At 51.6% G+C, this 17,176-nt stretch carries 14 protein-coding genes; 8 read left to right on the forward strand and 6 right to left on the reverse strand.

Features of this window, described 5'->3' with window-relative positions; genetic code table 11:
* Positions 1 to 12: 12 nt before the first annotated feature.
* From mepM to J5067_RS03150, 3 genes are all read left to right on the forward strand, one after another.
* Positions 13 to 1,374, forward strand: a complete 1,362-nt coding sequence (gene mepM, locus J5067_RS03140; RefSeq protein WP_264650411.1) for a murein DD-endopeptidase MepM — start codon at positions 13 to 15, stop codon at positions 1,372 to 1,374.
* 140 nt (positions 1,375 to 1,514) lie between these two features.
* Positions 1,515 to 2,486, forward strand: coding sequence for a lauroyl-Kdo(2)-lipid IV(A) myristoyltransferase (gene lpxM, locus J5067_RS03145; RefSeq protein ID WP_264642320.1), 972 nt, complete (start codon positions 1,515 to 1,517; stop codon positions 2,484 to 2,486).
* Between the two features lie 292 nt (positions 2,487 to 2,778).
* A complete protein-coding gene (locus J5067_RS03150) occupies positions 2,779 to 4,452 on the forward strand; it encodes a methyl-accepting chemotaxis protein (RefSeq protein ID WP_264642321.1) in 1,674 nt (557 codons plus the stop codon).
* Between the two features lie 66 nt (positions 4,453 to 4,518).
* On the opposite strand, the gene pyk is transcribed toward J5067_RS03150, so the two are convergent.
* Together pyk and J5067_RS03160 are read right to left on the reverse strand one after the other, a co-directional pair.
* Complete coding sequence (gene pyk, locus J5067_RS03155; RefSeq protein WP_264642322.1) at positions 4,519 to 5,961, reverse strand: pyruvate kinase; 1,443 nt, start codon at positions 5,959 to 5,961, stop codon at positions 4,519 to 4,521.
* 287 nt (positions 5,962 to 6,248) lie between these two features.
* Positions 6,249 to 7,127, reverse strand: a complete 879-nt coding sequence (locus J5067_RS03160) for a MurR/RpiR family transcriptional regulator (RefSeq protein ID WP_264642323.1) — start codon at positions 7,125 to 7,127, stop codon at positions 6,249 to 6,251.
* Between the two features lie 367 nt (positions 7,128 to 7,494).
* On the opposite strand from J5067_RS03160, the gene zwf reads away from it, so the two are divergent.
* Positions 7,495 to 8,970 carry a glucose-6-phosphate dehydrogenase gene (zwf, locus tag J5067_RS03165; RefSeq protein WP_264642324.1) on the forward strand — a complete coding sequence of 492 codons (1,476 nt, stop codon included), beginning with the start codon at positions 7,495 to 7,497 and terminating at the stop codon, positions 8,968 to 8,970.
* 173 nt (positions 8,971 to 9,143) lie between these two features.
* Positions 9,144 to 9,785 (forward strand): bifunctional 4-hydroxy-2-oxoglutarate aldolase/2-dehydro-3-deoxy-phosphogluconate aldolase, encoded by a 642-nt coding sequence (locus J5067_RS03170; protein ID WP_264642325.1) that lies wholly within the window; start codon positions 9,144 to 9,146, stop codon positions 9,783 to 9,785.
* A 59-nt stretch (positions 9,786 to 9,844) separates the two neighbouring features.
* Here the strand turns inward: J5067_RS03170 and purT are convergent, their stop codons facing one another.
* Positions 9,845 to 11,023 (reverse strand): formate-dependent phosphoribosylglycinamide formyltransferase, encoded by a 1,179-nt coding sequence (gene purT, locus J5067_RS03175; protein WP_264642326.1) that lies wholly within the window; start codon positions 11,021 to 11,023, stop codon positions 9,845 to 9,847.
* A 170-nt stretch (positions 11,024 to 11,193) separates the two neighbouring features.
* Between purT and J5067_RS03180 the strand changes: the two genes are divergently transcribed.
* On the forward strand, positions 11,194 to 13,227 hold the full coding sequence (locus tag J5067_RS03180) for a S9 family peptidase (protein ID WP_264650412.1): 2,034 nt from the start codon (positions 11,194 to 11,196) through the stop codon (positions 13,225 to 13,227).
* Between the two features lie 284 nt (positions 13,228 to 13,511).
* Here J5067_RS03180 and J5067_RS03185 read toward each other — a convergent pair whose 3' ends face one another.
* The gene (locus J5067_RS03185) at positions 13,512 to 13,742 is read right to left on the reverse strand and encodes a DNA polymerase III subunit theta (RefSeq protein ID WP_264650413.1); all 231 of its coding nucleotides are present in this window, start codon (positions 13,740 to 13,742) and stop codon (positions 13,512 to 13,514) included.
* A gap of 364 nt (positions 13,743 to 14,106) precedes the next feature.
* Between J5067_RS03185 and ftnA the strand changes: the two genes are divergently transcribed.
* Positions 14,107 to 14,613: a non-heme ferritin gene (gene ftnA / locus J5067_RS03190; RefSeq protein WP_264650414.1), complete on the forward strand. Its 507-nt coding sequence runs from the start codon at positions 14,107 to 14,109 to the stop codon at positions 14,611 to 14,613.
* A 57-nt stretch (positions 14,614 to 14,670) separates the two neighbouring features.
* Here the strand turns inward: ftnA and J5067_RS03195 are convergent, their stop codons facing one another.
* A complete protein-coding gene (locus tag J5067_RS03195) occupies positions 14,671 to 14,850 on the reverse strand; it encodes a DUF2158 domain-containing protein (RefSeq protein WP_264650415.1) in 180 nt (59 codons plus the stop codon).
* A gap of 26 nt (positions 14,851 to 14,876) precedes the next feature.
* Positions 14,877 to 15,827, reverse strand: coding sequence for a YrzE family protein (locus J5067_RS03200; RefSeq protein ID WP_264642331.1), 951 nt, complete (start codon positions 15,825 to 15,827; stop codon positions 14,877 to 14,879).
* 484 nt (positions 15,828 to 16,311) lie between these two features.
* Between J5067_RS03200 and J5067_RS03205 the strand changes: the two genes are divergently transcribed.
* Complete coding sequence (locus tag J5067_RS03205) at positions 16,312 to 16,692, forward strand: DUF4354 family protein (RefSeq protein ID WP_264650416.1); 381 nt, start codon at positions 16,312 to 16,314, stop codon at positions 16,690 to 16,692.
* Positions 16,693 to 17,176 lie beyond the last annotated feature (484 nt).

Below are 17,176 nucleotides of genomic sequence, written 5' to 3' on the forward strand. Positions count from 1 at the left end.
GGATGCCGATAAGTGCAGCAGATAGTCCGAACTATCGCTATAGCGTATAACAACTTGCCGCGACCCCATCGCATAATGCTGGGGTCGTTGAGTGTCATCACCCTGGCCGTCGCCGTCTGGCGGCCCGTTGTCTATCCCCCCGCTGATGATACGCCCGTTACTGTCAAAGAAACCCCGATTAGCACTGCACCCATGCCAACTCAAACCGTTATGCAACCGCAGACGCTCGCGCCTGAGGCCAGTGAGCCGATGGATAGCGAAAGCATTGAGCAACCGACGCCGCCGGTGGCGATCCCGGCGGATGAGTTGGGGACAACCGGTAGCGATGACAGCAGCGTGCATGAGTATGTGGTTTCAACCGGTGATACCTTAAGCAGCATTTTGAACCAGTACGGCATTGATATGGTTGATGTGTCGCTGCTGGCCGATAAACACGACGACTTACGTAATCTCAAGATCGGCCAGCAGCTCTCCTGGACAGTCAACGATGACGGTGAATTGCAAAGCCTGACGTGGCAGATGTCGCGTCGTGAAACCCGTATCTATGAGCGCGGCGATAACGGTTTTAAAGAACGCGTGGAGATGCAGAAAGGGGAGTGGCACAACCGCGTTATCAACGGTCGCCTGAGTGGCAGTTTTGTGCAGAGCGCCAAAACGGCGGGTCTGACCGACAGTGAAGTCAATGCGGTGATCAAGGCGCTGCAATGGCAGCTCGATTTCCGCAAACTGCGCAAAGACGATAATTTCTCGGTATTGCTATCGCGGGAAATTCTCGACGGCCGCAGTGAGCAGAGCGAATTGATCGGTGTTCGGCTGAACACCGGCGATAAAGATTACTTTGCTATCCGTGCGGCCGACGGTAAGTTCTACGATCGGGAAGGCTCAGGGTTAACCCGTGGGTTTATGCGTTTCCCTACCATGAAGCAGTTCCGCGTCTCTTCGAATTTTAATCCGCGTCGCCTTAATCCCGTCACCGGACGTGTGACGCCGCATCGCGGTGTAGATTTCTCCATGCCGGTAGGCACCCCGGTGCTGTCGGTTGGGGATGGTGAAGTGGTTGCGGCATCGCGCGGGCCGGACACCGGCAACTTCGTTGAGATCCGTCACGGACGCCAATATACCACGCGCTATATGCACTTGAATCGCCTGCTGGTGAAACCTGGGCAGAAAGTGAAACGCGGCGATCGTATCGCGCTATCCGGCAATACCGGGCGCTCAACCGGTCCGCATCTGCACTATGAGTTCTGGATCAATCAGCAAGCGGTAAACCCGTTGACGGCCAAACTGCCGCGTTCGGAAGGGTTGGCAGGTCAGGATCGTCGCGAATATCTGGCGCAGGTCAGAGAGGTGACACCGCAGCTCAAGTTTGATTAGTATCTGGCCGTGTTCATCTTCAGCCGACAGCTTGCTGTCGGCTGTTTTATTTATACCGGTCATGCGTTTATCGGGAAGATGATTGCAAAACCTGAGCGGACAATTATCATTACCCTATGTTGTATATGAAGAGTTAAGGCATGAATACAGAGAAAAAAAATAGCGCCGAGTTTATCCCCGAGTTCAAACGCGAGTTTTATCTACCGCGCTATTGGGGAGTATGGCTAGCCGCAGGAGCCATGGCGGCAACGGCTTATGTTCCCGCCCGCTGGCGCGACCCGGTGTTGGGTCATTTGGGCAAACTGGTCGGCCGCTTTGCCAAAGGTGCGAGAAGACGCGCCCGAATCAATCTGCTCTATTGCTTCCCTGAACTGTCGGAATCTAAGCGGGAAGCGATTATTGACCGGATGTTTGCTACCGCACCGCAAGCGATGGTGATGATGGCCGAAGTGGCGGTTCGCGGCGCTGAACATGTGCAGAAAAAACTGCGTTGGCACGGTTGGGAAACCGTCGAAGCGCTCCAGCAGCAACAACGCAATATCATTTTTTTGGTTCCCCACGGTTGGGGCGTTGATATTCCCGCCATGCTGATCTCTGCCAAAGGCCAGAAAATTGCGGCAATGATGCATAATCAAAAAAATCCGCTGGTGGATTATCTGTGGAACAGCGCACGCCTTTGCACCAATGGCCGCGTTCATGCCCGAAATGATGGTATCAAGCCTTTCGTCAGCTCAATTCGTAATGGCTACTGGGGGTATTATCTGCCGGATCAGGATCACGGTCCTGAGCACAGCGAATTTGTTGATTTTTTTGCTACCTACAAGGCTACCTTACCCGCCATTGGCCGCTTGATGAAGGTCTGTAAAGCCTCGGTGGTGCCGCTGTTCCCGGTGTACAACGCCGCAGAAGGGGTACTGGATGTGGTGATCCGCCCGCCGATGGATGACTTGCTTGAGGCGGATGACACCCAGATAGCGCGCCGAATGAATGAAGAAGTCGAACAATTGGTCGGCCCGAACCCGGAGCAGTACACCTGGATTTTGAAGATCTTGAAAACCCGCAAACCGGGAGAGACGGAACCCTACTGCCGGGATGAACTGTTTCGCGACTAAGTCGCTTTCTTGCCAACGCGGCGGTAGCAGGCGTGAGCCTGTTACCGCGTATTCTGTCGTGTCCTCTGCTGTCCCCACCGTTAAATTACGTGTTTTTTTTAATTATAATAAAAATATTTTAACGTAACCCTCAAGTGTTTCAATAACATGTCGATAACCTTAACGCATTGAGCGTTACACAAGTATGGACAATTACGGCCCGCAGGTTGACTTGCGCGGTTTTCACGCAAGGAAGCATGGATTTGGTTCACACCGATGAACCCCTAATCATTACCTTTCCAGGGCTGATATTATGAATTTTATCCGCGATACCAAAATAAGAACCATGCTGGTGCTTATCCTGATCCTGTTTTCCTTGCTGTGGGGCGGCGTTTCGGCGTTCGCACTCTACTCGCTGAGCCAACTAAACGATGAAATTGATCTCACCAACGTACAGCAAATTAACGGCGACATTATCAACGGTGCCAGCGGTCAATATTATCGTGCAAAAAGTGCATTGGACCGCGCTGCTGAAGCCAAAACCGGTAACAATCCCACATTACTCGCTACGGAATTGCGCACGGCAGAGGAAGAGTTGGCCCGTTTAAAACAAGGGCTGGAAACGTTTAAGGTGACCGATCACGCCAATATCAATAACGTTACGGTAGATGAGATCTATAACAGCTCCTATCGGCTGTACAGTCAGGCCATGGTCCCGATGTATGAGGCGTTGAAAGGCGATCGCGCAGATAGCTTCCAACAACTCTCCAGCGGTGCTTACCGCGAACTGCGTCGTGATTTCACTACGGCTATCGATAAATACAACGCGGTTATCGCCGGTTTAAAAGAGCAGGCGCAGCAACGTATTAGTGGTTGGGTTGAGTGGTGCAAACGTATCCTGATTGCCGCGCTGGCCGTGGGCGCAGTCATTGTGGTACTGACCGATCGCTACCTGGCGGCGTTCGTGGTGCGCCCGTTGGAGCGCATTCAGCAGCATCTGCAAGTGTTGGCAGAAGGCATTTTGCATACGCCCTTGGAGCAGATGGGGAGAAACTGTGTCGGCAGGCTGGCTCCTTTCGTTCAGCAAATGCAAGGCAATTGGGTGAAGACCGTATCGGATATTCGCGGCAGCGCTGAAGAAATTTACCGCAGCGCCGGGGAAATTGCGTCGGGCAACACCGATCTTTCATCGCGCACCGAAGAGCAGGCGTCTGCGTTAGAACAAACCGCCGCCAGCATGGAACAATTGAGCGCGGTGGTGAAACAGAATGCGGATAACGCTAATCAGGCCAGTCTGGTCGCGAAGAACGCTTCACAGACCGCCAATGAAGGCGGTGATATCGTCAACGGCGTGATCAAGACCATGAGTACGATCAGCGGCAGCTCACAAAAAATTGCCGATATTATTTCCGTCATTAACGGTATTGCCTTCCAGACCAACATTCTGGCGTTGAATGCGGCCGTTGAGGCCGCGCGCGCTGGCGAACAGGGGCGGGGCTTTGCCGTGGTAGCCGGGGAGGTGCGTAACCTGGCCCAGCGCAGTGCTCAGGCGGCAAAAGAGATTGAAACCCTGATCGATGAATCCGTCAATAACGTCAAGATTGGCTCGGATCAGGTCGCGCTGGCAGGCAGTGCGATGGAAAATATCGTCAAGGCGGTGACCAGCGTGACGGATATCATGGGGGAGATTGCTTCTGCGTCGAGCGAACAGAGCAAGGGGATCAGTCAGGTCGGCCAGGCCGTGGTGGAAATGGATAGCGTGACACAGCAGAACGCCGCGTTGGTGGAGCAATCGGCTTCCGCCTCTGCCTCGTTAGAAGAGCAAGCGCGGCATCTCAATCAGATCGTCTCTATCTTCCAATTGGCGACGCTGGGGTCAGCGCCAAAAGCCGTGGCGGTACGTAAACCGGTAGCAACCAGTCCGGTGCCAGCATTAACCGCGCAAAAATCTGCACCTAAAGCGGAAGGAAATTGGGAAACGTTTTAAGTAACCCGAGATAAACAATAAAAAAGCCCCTGATTCAGGGGCTTTTTTTATGCAAGCAGCAAAGGGTTATTCTACGCGCAGGATGCGGCAGGTGTTGGTGGTGCCTACCGTACTCATTACGTCGCCTTGCGTGACGATAACCAGATCGCCAGACACCAGGAACCCTTTGTCACGTAACCGAATCACCGCATCGTTGGCTGCGGCAACACCGTCGGTATAACTGTCAAAATGTACCGGCGTAACCCCACGGTAGAGCGCCGTGAGATTCAACGTGTGCTCATGGCGAGACATGGCGAATATCGGCAAACCGGAACTGATACGAGACATCATTAGCGCGGTGCGGCCAGACTCGGTCATGGCGATAATCGCGGTGATGCCTTTCAGGTGATTCGCAGCATACATTGTGGACATGGCAATCGATTCTTCGATGTTATCGAATTGCACATCCAGGCGGTGCTTGGAGACATTGATACTCGGAATTTTTTCCGCACCAAGACATACGCTGGCCATCGCTGCGACGGTTTCGGCAGGGTACTGACCGGCAGCGGTTTCGGCTGACAGCATCACGGCATCGGTACCGTCCAACACGGCGTTGGCGACGTCCATGACTTCGGCACGGGTCGGCATCGGGTTGGTGATCATGGATTCCATCATCTGGGTCGCGGTGATCACCGCACGGTTCAACTGACGTGCACGACGGATCAGTTTCTTCTGAATACCGACCAGCTCCGGGTCACCAATTTCAACACCCAGATCGCCACGCGCCACCATCACTACGTCGGAGGCCAGAATGATGTCGTCCATGGCTTCGTCCGTAGCGACCGCTTCGGCACGTTCTACCTTGGAAACAATCTTCGCCTGACTGCCGGCATCGCGTGCCAGACGGCGGGCGTAATTGAGGTCTTCGCCGCAGCGCGGGAAAGACACCGCCAGATAATCGACGCCAATCTTGGCCGCTGTGATGATATCGGCTTTGTCTTTTTCAGTTAATGCCTCGGCAGACAGACCGCCACCGAGCTTGTTAATCCCTTTGTTATTGGACAGGGGGCCGCCGACGGTCACTTCGGTGAACACCTTCATGCCGTCCACGCGCAATACTTTTAACTGTACGCGGCCATCGTCAAGCAACAAGATATCACCCGGTACCACATCGGCCGGCAAGCCTTTGTAGTCGATGCCCACTTTTTCTTTGTCGCCTTCACCTTTGCCCAGGTTGGCATCCAGCAGGAATTTGTCGCCAACGTTCAGGAAGACTTTGCCTTCTTTAAAGGTCGAAACGCGAATTTTTGGCCCCTGGAGGTCGCCCAGAATTGCCACATGGCGGCCCAATTTTGCTGCGATTTCCCGCACTTTGTCCGCACGCAGCAGATGATCTTCAGGCGTACCGTGCGAAAAATTCAGGCGGACTACGTTAGCGCCTGCGGCAATGACCTTTTCCAGATTATTGTCGCGGTCGGTAGCTGGCCCCAGCGTAGTGACGATTTTGGTTCTTCTGAGCCGTCTGGACATGTATAACTCCGTTGACTTGTGAAGCAATAGTGAAGTGAGTAGTGCCGAACCGTGCTCTGGCATCAGGTAAAGCGCAAACGCGGCCCGCATCCGTGGTTAAGTACGGGTGGCTGTACCGGGCAATGGTCATGTATAGCAGCCATTACTCCTTAAGGATAGCCAACCCTTCCCCTTGTTATGATTATCATGTTGGGTAAATCGTTAAATACAAACGCATTGTGCTAACAAAAACAATATGTTAATAAAAACACCTGTTTATATAAACACAAAATTATAAAAACAGATGTTTAGTGCTCGTTACCGTAAGAACCGCCAAAACGGTCGCTTTTATCAAAGCGCGATTCCCGTAAGGCTTCCTTGACGCGCTTAAGGTTATCTCTGAATTTGGCGCCTCGGCGCAGCGTAAACCCGGTCGCCAGTACGTCAATCAGCGTTAATTGTGCGATACGGGACACCATGGGCATATAAACATCAGTATCTTCCGGCACATCGACGCGTAGCGTCAAAGACGCCTCGTGGGCTAGGGGGCTGTCATCTGACGTGATGGCGATAACCGTTGCATCGTTTTCCCGCGCTAACTGGGCCATTTCAACCAGACTTTTAGTTCTGCCGGTATGGGAGATCAGCACCACGACATCCCCATCGCTGGAGTTCATGCAACTCATGCGCTGCATAACAATGTCATCGAAGTAAACGACAGGGATATTAAAGCGGAAAAATTTATTCATCGCATCGTGCGCCACGGCGGCCGACGCACCAAAGCCGAAAAATGAAATTTTCTTGGCCTGCGTCAGCAAATCGACGGCGCGATTGACCGCGGTGATGTCCAGATTCGATTTGGCGTGCTCCAGCCCAGCCATGGTGGATTCGAAAATTTTGCTGGTATAGGAATCGACGCTGTCATCTTCATCGACGTTACGGTTAACATACGGCGTGCCATTGGCAATGCTTTGCGCCAGATGAAGTTTGAAATCGGGAAAGCCTTTGGTTTCCAGACGGCGGCAGAAACGGTTGACGGTGGGCTCGCTAACCTCCGCCATGCCAGCCAGTGTGGCAATACTGGAGTGGATGGCGGTATGTGGCGCCGCCAAAATAACCTCTGCCACTTTTCGTTCTGACTTGCTGAGGAGCTCAAGGTGGCTCAGAATTTTGTCCAGCATGTTCATATAATGAGACCGTGTGCGGTTTTATCGATTTCAACCAGAGGGAAACCGATGCAGAATTCATGGGAATATACTACGCCCCATGCTGGGTTGGCAGGGAAAACTGCGTAAGGCCGCGCATTTTTTTTCTGAGAACATGACGTGTGTCTAACTTTCAAAAAAGTAACCGACTGTCAGAAAAGACAGAAAATTTCTCTTTTGGAGGAACGCCTAAACCGTTTCAGTCATTCATACAGTGGGTTTTTTTCATCATTACGTGATGCGCATTGTGAAACTTAATGACATTTATTGACGGGTTTACGGGTCCTAGTCAAAAAGAGTACATTATTGCTGTAATAAAATTACAGCATCCTGCAACGAGGAGATGAACATGGCGGTAACTTCAACAGCCCAGGCGTGTGATCTGGTTATTTTCGGTGCGAAAGGCGATTTGGCGCGCCGGAAACTGCTGCCGTCTCTGTATCAATTGGAAAAGGCCGGTCATATTCATCCGGACACGCGCATCATCGGCGTGGGACGTGCAGAGTGGGATAAGGAAAAATACGTTAGCGTAGTCCGTGAAGCGCTGGACACCTTCATGAAGGAGTCTATTGATGACGGGCTGTGGCAAACGCTGAGTGGGCGGCTGGATTTTTGCAATCTGGATGTGCAGGATACCGCCGGTTTCAAACGGCTGGGCAAAATGCTCGACCAAAAGAACCGCACCACCATCAACTATTTCGCCATGCCGCCCAGCACCTTCGGTGCAATTTGTCGCGGGCTGGGGGAAGCGGGGCTGAACAAGTCGCCGTCGCGCGTGGTAATGGAGAAACCGCTGGGTTCGGATCTGGCTTCTTCTCGCGAGATCAACAATCAGGTAGCCGAATATTTCGAAGAGTGTCAGGTATACCGTATCGACCATTATCTGGGTAAAGAGACGGTACTCAACCTGCTGGCGCTGCGTTTTGCCAACTCGCTGTTCTCTGCCAATTGGGATCACCGCACCATCGACCATGTGCAGATCACCGTGGCGGAAGAGGTGGGCATTGAAGGTCGCTGGGGCTATTTCGATCAGGCCGGGCAGATGCGCGACATGATCCAAAACCATCTGTTGCAGATCCTGACCATGATCGCCATGTCTCCGCCGTCGGATTTAAGCACCGACCGGATTCGTGACGAAAAAGTGAAAGTGCTGCGCTCGCTGCGCCGTATCGATCGTTCCAACGTGCATGAAACCACGGTGCGCGGCCAATATACCGCCGGCTTTGTCCAGGGCCATAAAGTACCTGGCTATCTGGAAGAAGAGGGTGCCAACAAAAGCAGTAACACCGAGACCTTTGTGGCGATCCGCGTTGATATTGACGACTGGCGCTGGGCGGGTGTGCCGTTCTATCTACGTACCGGCAAGCGTTTGCCCACCAAGTGTTCGGAAGTGGTGGTCTATTTCAAAAACCCGGCGTTGAACCTGTTCCACGATTCTTACCAGCAGCTGCCGCAGAATAAACTGATCATCCGCTTGCAGCCTGATGAAGGCGTTGAGATTCAGATTTTGAACAAAATCCCCGGGTTGGAGCATAAACACCGTCTGCAAACCGTGAAACTGGACCTGAGTTTCTCCGAAACCTTTAATCAACAGCATCTGGCGGATGCCTACGAACGTCTGTTGCTGGAAACCATGCGCGGTATTCAGGCGCTGTTTGTGCGTCGTGATGAGACGGAAGAAGCCTGGAAATGGGTTGACTCCATCATGGAAGCCTGGGCGATGGATAACGATGCACCGAAACCGTATCAAGCAGGCACCTGGGGGCCGGTGGCGTCTGTTGCCATGATTACCCGTGATGGCCGTTCCTGGAACGAAGTGGAATAAAGGGTTGGGTTCTGCCGCGCGTACAGCGTGCGGCAGTGCCCGGTAATCGATTGAATTTTTGTTTGTAATGTTTGGCTAACTCGGTGCGGTCGGACGTCTGCTTTTGGCAGATCCCTGTGGCAGGGGCGCGCTATATGACTAATGATGCCTCCGGGCATGACAGGAGATGATGAATGAAAAACTGGAAAACGAGCGCAGAGCAAATTTTGACCACGGGTCCTGTGGTTCCAGTCATTGTGGTGAACAAACTGGAGCACGCAGTGCCGATGGCGAAAGCCCTGGTCGCAGGTGGCGTTCGCGTTCTGGAAGTCACGTTGCGTACCGACTGCGCAGTAGACGCGATCCGTGCCATTGCCAAAGAAGTACCTGACGCGATTGTCGGTGCTGGCACAGTAACCAATCCTCAGCAACTGGCTGATGTGATTGCTGCTGGCGCACAGTTCGCTATCAGCCCAGGCTTGACAGAGCCGTTGCTGAAAGCTGCCGTGGAAGGCCCGATTGCGTTGATTCCGGGGATCAGCACCGTTTCTGAACTGATGCTGGGTATGGATTACGGTTTGCGTGAGTTCAAATTCTTCCCGGCGGAAGCGAACGGCGGCGTAAAAGCGCTGCAAGCGATTGCAGGTCCGTTCTCGCATATCCGTTTCTGCCCGACTGGCGGTATCTCACTGAAAAACTACCGCGATTACCTGGCGCTGAAAAGCGTGCTGTGCGTGGGCGGCTCCTGGCTGGTGCCGAACGATGCGCTGGAAAGCGGCGACTATGCGCGCATTACCGAGCTGGCGCGTGAAGCAGTAGCAGGTGCTACAGCGTAAAACGCTGTTACGACAAAAAAGCCACGCATTGCGTGGCTTTTTTTTGGGGCCGGAGGCGATTATCCGGTCACGTTGACGGCGCTTGCGACCGAGACGGCCAACCCTACTGCGTCATCGATGTTATCAGCCACGGCCAGTGCCACACCCATTCGGCGTTTACCTTCGATATCCGGCTTGGCAAACAGGCGAATTTGCGTACCGGGACGCAGGGCATTTTCTAATCCACTGTAGCTGACGTTATCGCTCACCAACTCAGGCAAAATAACGGCAGAAGCGGCGGGGCCATATTGCCGTACCGCGCCGACAGGTAAACCCAGGAAAGCGCGCACGTGCAGGGCAAATTCGGAAAGATCTTGCGAGATCAGCGTGACCATGCCGGTATCATGCGGGCGCGGTGACACTTCGCTGAAGATGACCTCATCACCGCAGACAAACAGCTCCACGCCAAACAGACCATAACCCCCCAGCGCACTGACCACATCGCGGGCGATCTGCTGCGCACGCGCCTGAGCCAGTTCGCTCATTTGCTGCGGCTGCCATGATTCGCGGTAGTCGCCGTCCTCCTGACGGTGGCCGATGGGCGCACAGAAGTGGATACCGTCGCTGGCGCTGACCGTTAATAACGTGATTTCGAAATCAAAGTTGACCAGGCCTTCCACGATCACCTTACCGCCACCCGCACGTCCACCTTCTTGCGCGTATTTCCAGGCCTGATCCCGTTGTTCTTCACGACGGATCAAACTTTGTCCTTTACCTGAAGAACTCATGACCGGCTTGACGATACAGGGGTAACCGATTTCGGCAACGGCCTGTTGAAACGCGTCTTCGCTGGCCGCAAAACGGTAGGAGGAGGTAGGCAAACTCAACGTTTCTGCCGCCAGACGACGAATGCCTTCACGGTTCATGGTCAGACGCGTGGCTTTGGCACAGGGCACTACATGGTGGCCTTCCTGCTCTAACGTCTCTAGCGTGTCGGTGGCAATGGCTTCAATTTCCGGCACAATGTAATCAGGACGCTCAAGTTCGATAACGGCACGCAGCGCTGCGCCATCCAGCATGTTAATGACGTGGCTGCGGTGAGCGATATGCATAGCGGGAGCATTGGCATAGCGATCGACACCGATCACCTCAACGCCCAGCCGCTGGCACTCTATCGCCACTTCTTTACCCAGTTCTCCGCAACCTAATAACATCACGCGTGTTGCGCCTGCGCGTAGCGCTGTTCCAACCGTTAACATTATGCTTTCCTGATCTGTATTGACATGGCGCGCAGTATAAAGGAAAACGTTTGCGTACGCATCCGCGGCGAGGATATCTGCGGCAACAAGCCATGCATATAAACAGCATCGCTTGGCTTTCTCTAAGAATCGTGCCACGATTTTCTTTCCAGAAAACAGGATGGCACGCAATGAAAGCACCTCAGGCAGAAAAACGTCCGTACCCCCTCACGACCCACGGTGATACCCGCATTGATAATTACTACTGGCTACGTGACGATGCGCGGGAAGATCCGGCCGTATTGTCGTATCTGCAAGCAGAAAACGCCTATTGCGCCTCGCATATGCAACCCTGCGATGCGGTGAAAGAAACGCTTTATCAGGAGATGGTGGCGCGGATCCCGGCGCAGGATGCGTCGGTGCCTTATGTTAAACGTGGTTATCGCTATCAGACGCGCTACGAATCGGGTAAAGAGTACGCGCTCTATGTGCGCCAGCCTGCATCGGAAACGGAACAGTGGCAACTGTTGCTGGATGAGAATGAACGTGCCGCAGACAGCGAGTTCTATCATCTGGGGGCGCTGTCCGTCAGCCCGGACAACCGACTGCTGGCGTTGGCAGAGGATAAAATTTCTCGCCGTCAGTACGACATCCGTTTTCGCAACCTGGAGAGCGGGGAGTGGTTGCCGGACGTCATTGAGCATGTCTCGGCAAACATGCAGTGGAATGCTGATGCCTCCGCGATTTACTACGTGCGCAAGCACCCGCAGACGCTGCTTCCCTATCAGGTCTATATGCATCGCCTCGGTGATGATGTCAGCCAGGATCGTCTGATCTATGAAGAGCAGGATGATACCTATTACGTCAGTCTGGGTGAAACCACCTCTGAAGCGTATATCGTTATCTTCCTGAGCAGTACCACCACTACCGAAGTTCGCTTGCTGGATGCGCACGACAGTCAGGCCGTGCCGCAGGTGTTTATTCCGCGCCGTAAAGATCATGAGTATGGGGTGGACCACTATCAGGGCGCATTCTATCTGCGCTCGAACCGTGAGGGCAAAAACTTCGGCCTGTATCGCACTGTCGGTTGGGATGAGTCGGCGTTGGAAACGCTCATCGCGCCGCATAACACCCGCGTGCTGGAGAGTTTTGAGCTGTTCCGCGATTGGCTGGTGCTGGAAGAGAGAGAGAAGGGCTTAACCTCCCTGCGTCAGGTGCATTGGCAGACCGGCGCCGAAAAGAACATCAGCTTTAACGATCCCAGCTATGTTACCTGGCTTGCTTACAATCCGACGCCTGAGACCTCATTGCTGCGTTTTGGTTATTCATCCATGACCACGCCGACCTCGCTGTACGAGATCAATCTGGACAGCGGTGAACAGTGCCTGCTCAAACAGGCGGAGGTTAAACACTTTGCCGCTGCGGATTATTGCAGCGAACGCCTGTGGATTACCGTGCGCGATGGCGTTGAAGTGCCGGTGTCGCTGGTGTATCGCCGCGACTGCTATCAACCTGGCAATAATCCGCTTCTGGTGTACGGCTACGGTGCCTATGGCAGCAGCATGGAGCCGGATTTTAGCGTGAGTCGCCTGAGCCTGCTCGACAGAGGGTTTGTGTTTGCGTTGACCCACATTCGCGGCGGCGGGGAGTTGGGGCAGCAATGGTATGACGACGGCCGCTTGCTCAATAAGATGCACTCCTTTACCGATTTTATTGATATATCTCGCGCATTGGTGGCGCAGGGGTATGGTAATGAAAAGCAGCTTTATGCCATGGGCGGCAGTGCGGGAGGCTTGCTGATGGGCGCAGTCGTTAACCTGGCCCCTGCGCTGTTTAAAGGCGTGGTAGCGCAGGTCCCGTTTGTCGATGTGCTGACCACCATGCTTGATGAGTCAATTCCATTGACCACCGGCGAATATGACGAGTGGGGGAACCCTGGTGAGCCGCGTTATTATGACTACATCAAAAACTACAGTCCTTATGACAATGTCAGTGCTCAAGCCTATCCGCACCTGTTGATTACCACCGGACTGCATGACTCGCAAGTTCAGTATTGGGAACCGGCCAAATGGGTGGCTAAGTTGCGTGAGCTGAAAACTGACGACAACCTGCTGCTGCTGTTGACGGATATGGATGCCGGGCACGGGGGAAAATCAGGTCGATTCAAACAATACGAAGACATTGCGCTGGAGTACGCATTTTTGCTGATGGTTGAAGAGAAGTAAAATACAGGGTTCGCGACTGGAGTAATCCCGCTGAATGCGGGATTACCCGTTCAGCGTACTAAGGCATCAGCTCACCGTATCGGTTTGCTGGGCGCGTTTTGACCGTTTATCCGCCCGTTTTTCTGCTGCGGTCTTTGCCGGTTTTTTCTTGCTGTTCTTCTTGCTGTCCATGCCTTTACTCATTTGATTTGCCTCTCTCGGTAAAAGGTGGTGTGCCTCACCATTAACCGCCTGTTGGGCATAACATGCAAGCGAAAAAAGTGTTTTGGACAGCAGATTTCAGGCTATTTTGCCTTGGGTTCGTAGGGTAGGCGGGAGAACTGCAACGATCGTTGGCGGTAGAATGCGATGCGTTCACGAAAATAGTCACGCAGATGCTCCGGTTGCTCTCTTTCCACGATGTCTGGAATGACCGGCATATTGTACCGTTCCTTGAACGCCACGCCAGAGGCTGCGAGATCAACATTCACTCTATCCATCTCTTGCGCAGAAAGAGTAGCCAGATTATACGCCATTGTTCTTATCCTCAGGGCCGTCAGTGAGCGCGCATGATAGCATTTTTAGCCCAGCGGGCATACGCCGGTATTGCTCCACGACCTGATGCTAAAAAAGAATGATTATTTTTTATAAAATTAAAATGAAGCAGCGTTTTTTATAAACTGCCTGAGATGCACCAGGAGGAAATAAAAACCATTCTCAGATGAATGAAATGAATAACTATTTGATGAAATTGAAAATCGTTATCAATTAACTTATCTTGATGATTAATAATGATTTATTTTTTATGTTAATTATATTGATAATAAAATGTTTTTTATTTTTTAACAGCAAGGCATAATGAAAAAAATTGACTCACCTGCCAATCAGAGGGAATGAAAGATGCTCAAAAAAGAGATGATTCAACAATTAAACGACCAGCTAAACCTGGAGTTCTATTCTGCTAATTTGTACCTGCAAATGAGCGCATGGTGTGGCGATAAAGGTTTTGAAGGTGCGTCAGCATTCCTGAAAACACATTCGCAAGAAGAGATGGAACATATGCAACGCCTCTTCAACTATCTGGATGATACCGGCAGCATGCCCGTACTGGGCGCTATCGCTGCGCCGCCGGTCGATTTTGCTTCACTGTCTGACGTATTTGAACAGACCTATGAGCATGAGCAATTAATTACGCACAAAATCAACGAGCTGGCTCATGCAGCAATGACGCAGCAAGATTATTCAACGTTCAACTTCTTGCAATGGTATGTTGCTGAGCAACATGAAGAAGAGAAACTGTTTAAATCCATTCTCGACAAGCTGGCATTGGTCAGTACGGCGCAGGGGGGTCTGTTCTTTATCGATCAGGACCTGAAAAAAATGACGACTGCACCGACCCAACAGTAACGCGTTATTACGTTCCCTTCAGGCTAAAAGAGGTCGTCAGCCTGAAGGGAATGCGCATTAACAGACGCCGAAATTGCCCTCCTCGCGGTAAAACGAGACGCTATCAACGCTGATTTCTATTTCTTTCTCAACAGGATCGTCAATTCTCGCGCAGTAAAGCCTGCTGTCCTCTACGCTAAGCACTCGCATTCTTGGCCCACCGGTTTTACTTTGAACGATATCCCCTGGTTTAAACATCGCAGCCACCTTTTGCCTGAGTAATACTACACATGGCGCTTACTTTTCGCTCCCCAAGCGCCTGCAAGGGTACTGATTACGGCACCGAGCAGCAGTGCAAAAAATGACCACAGCGCGGCTTTTGCCGCTGCTTTTGACATTTGGTCAGCCTGCTCGACGGCCTGCTTTTTCCAGTCCTCATAACGCTGCTGAGCCTGCTGTATATTCTGTTGTGCTTGAGTAAGGCGCTCGCTCACTTCTTTCACCATACGATCGCGGGTACTGATAATGTTTTCGACCGCCCGGTCAGCCTCAGTTGGCGTGAGATCGGTGTTTTGCGTTAACGCACGCTTGATATCATCACGATTGATGCTGGCTGCAATCGTTTTACTTCGTTGCGCAAGTTTCTCGGTTAATTGGGCTGCAACCTGCTCACTCGGTTCTGTGCCAACGGCCATACGGCGCGCAGCCAGCATGATATCCTGTTTGGCACCTTGTAATTGCTGCTTGAGATAATCGGGTTGTAATGTGGGGATACCGGATTTAACTAACGCATTTTCCACTTCACTCTGCAAGCCATCACTTGAGAGGTGCGTATCAAGCATGATCTCTTCAAATAAATTTTGCCCCGCATCCCCCATGCGAGAGAGCCCATGCCCCAGCGCTTCGCCACCGCTGGAAATCATCGAACCTGTCGCAGATGCGATTGAGCCTAGCGCACTTCCCGCTGTTTTTATTGACGAACTCACCAGCATGGCACCCAATACTGAAGCCACCAGTAACGCGCTGGCCCAATTCAAGAAGCCGTGAATCATACCATCGTAACCCGCCAATCGGCCTGCGATAAACGATCCTGCAAATAAACTGATGACAATGGAGAACACCGTCCATAGACCGACGGCCATACCTGCGCCATTTACCGGATCGTCTGACTTCGGCTCGACCATTGCAAAACCCAAACTGCTGCCCAGGGTAGACAATAATATAGATACGGCCATAACCGTCACTATACCTGCAATGATACTGCCCCATGATATTGTTTTAATGTCTTTCGCTTCATATGCAACGCTCATGATTTCTCCAGGATAGTGATGACGTTTTATGGATAAATATCAACGAGTATAGGTGAGGACAAATGAGGGCTAACGCTTTGGATTGAAATATGAAACTTCAGCGAAAATAAATAATTAGTTGCTGCTTTAATTAACAGATGATCATCGCATGGTGCAAAGGTAGTAAAGTCCTGAGCGTAGACTGACGATTGCGCTAAGTAGCGCCAGATTGCGAACTTAACACTGAAACCGCGTGAGCGGATTTTTCTATTTTTTATAAAAATTAATGGATTAGATTCGAAACCCCGTATTCTTCAAATAGTAAAACAATCCTTTAATAATGGTTTAGGTTCGCTGATGTACTATTTCAATAGGCTGTATCTTGCGTATGTACAGTAATCAAGACTAAAACCTACTGAAAGGATTGGATATGAAAGTTTCAATGATTGTTGCTTCTTTGACTCTGGCGGGTTTTAGCTTTTCCGCAAATGCATCGACGCCTGATAATATGGCAGTATATGCAACAGCACAGTCTAATGGCTCAATCTCCATTGGGAATAAAATGGCTTACACCAAGAGTTTCGAGGTGGTAGTGGTTAAACTATTTGGTGATGATGTCGATCTGTCGAAGCTTTGCTTAAAAGCGTACTCTCCTGACAACAAGGCGTTCAGGCTCGATACGGTGGATGAGGCATTGACCACCGGTATCTTAAAAGAAGGCAAGTCTGTCAAAGGCATTGCCATGTTTGCCTCTGAAAACGCTGCTGTGTTCAACGCGGCTGTTGTGAAAATAACTGATGATTGTAAATGATTAGCGAAGGCGACATTATGTTAAAAAGGCCCAGAAAGGGCCTAAATAGCTGCTTTTAAAATGATAAATTGCTAGCCTGAGATACCCACAGTCAATTATTTTTTTGCTGTAGAGCGGCACTCGCGGCACCAGCTTTGATTGGTTGCACCTGCTGGAACAGTTCGGAATCCAAAAAGCTGCAAAAGTTCGCTTGAAGTGTGCGCTGTCTTTTGACAATTCGGGCAAGCATGGGGAAGGTTTACTGTACCTACCATATAAGGCTCCAATAATTAGTGTGATATGAAAGTTGCAGGAGATGCTATCGGTTCTCTTTGCAGTTCAAGCCTATTCGAAGTTATCCGGGGTTCGATAAATTTGGACCCATTTACGCCCTGCCACACTTGTTGGTGGAGCATATTCATTATCACGGATTGTGCAAAACCTACCATATATCTTCCAAGAGGTATTGGTCAGCATTAACACTTCGCATTCTTGAAAAGAACCA

It is taken from the genome of Candidatus Symbiopectobacterium sp. NZEC151 (assembly GCF_025962655.1).
Lineage (GTDB): Bacteria > Pseudomonadota > Gammaproteobacteria > Enterobacterales > Enterobacteriaceae > Symbiopectobacterium.

Coding starts and splice junctions, on each gene's coding strand:
- lpxM (WP_264642320.1), top strand. CDS start 1,515: ATGAATACAGAGAAAAAAAATAGCGCCGAGTTTATCCCCGAGTTCAAA.
- J5067_RS03150 (WP_264642321.1), top strand. CDS start 2,779: ATGAATTTTATCCGCGATACCAAAATAAGAACCATGCTGGTGCTTATC.
- pyk (WP_264642322.1), bottom strand. CDS start 5,961: ATGTCCAGACGGCTCAGAAGAACCAAAATCGTCACTACGCTGGGGCCA.
- J5067_RS03160 (WP_264642323.1), bottom strand. CDS start 7,127: ATGAACATGCTGGACAAAATTCTGAGCCACCTTGAGCTCCTCAGCAAG.
- zwf (WP_264642324.1), top strand. CDS start 7,495: ATGGCGGTAACTTCAACAGCCCAGGCGTGTGATCTGGTTATTTTCGGT.
- J5067_RS03170 (WP_264642325.1), top strand. CDS start 9,144: ATGAAAAACTGGAAAACGAGCGCAGAGCAAATTTTGACCACGGGTCCT.
- purT (WP_264642326.1), bottom strand. CDS start 11,023: ATGTTAACGGTTGGAACAGCGCTACGCGCAGGCGCAACACGCGTGATG.
- J5067_RS03180 (WP_264650412.1), top strand. CDS start 11,194: ATGAAAGCACCTCAGGCAGAAAAACGTCCGTACCCCCTCACGACCCAC.
- J5067_RS03185 (WP_264650413.1), bottom strand. CDS start 13,742: ATGGCGTATAATCTGGCTACTCTTTCTGCGCAAGAGATGGATAGAGTG.
- ftnA (WP_264650414.1), top strand. CDS start 14,107: ATGCTCAAAAAAGAGATGATTCAACAATTAAACGACCAGCTAAACCTG.
- J5067_RS03195 (WP_264650415.1), bottom strand. CDS start 14,850: ATGTTTAAACCAGGGGATATCGTTCAAAGTAAAACCGGTGGGCCAAGA.
- J5067_RS03200 (WP_264642331.1), bottom strand. CDS start 15,827: ATGGCCGTATCTATATTATTGTCTACCCTGGGCAGCAGTTTGGGTTTT.
- J5067_RS03205 (WP_264650416.1), top strand. CDS start 16,312: ATGAAAGTTTCAATGATTGTTGCTTCTTTGACTCTGGCGGGTTTTAGC.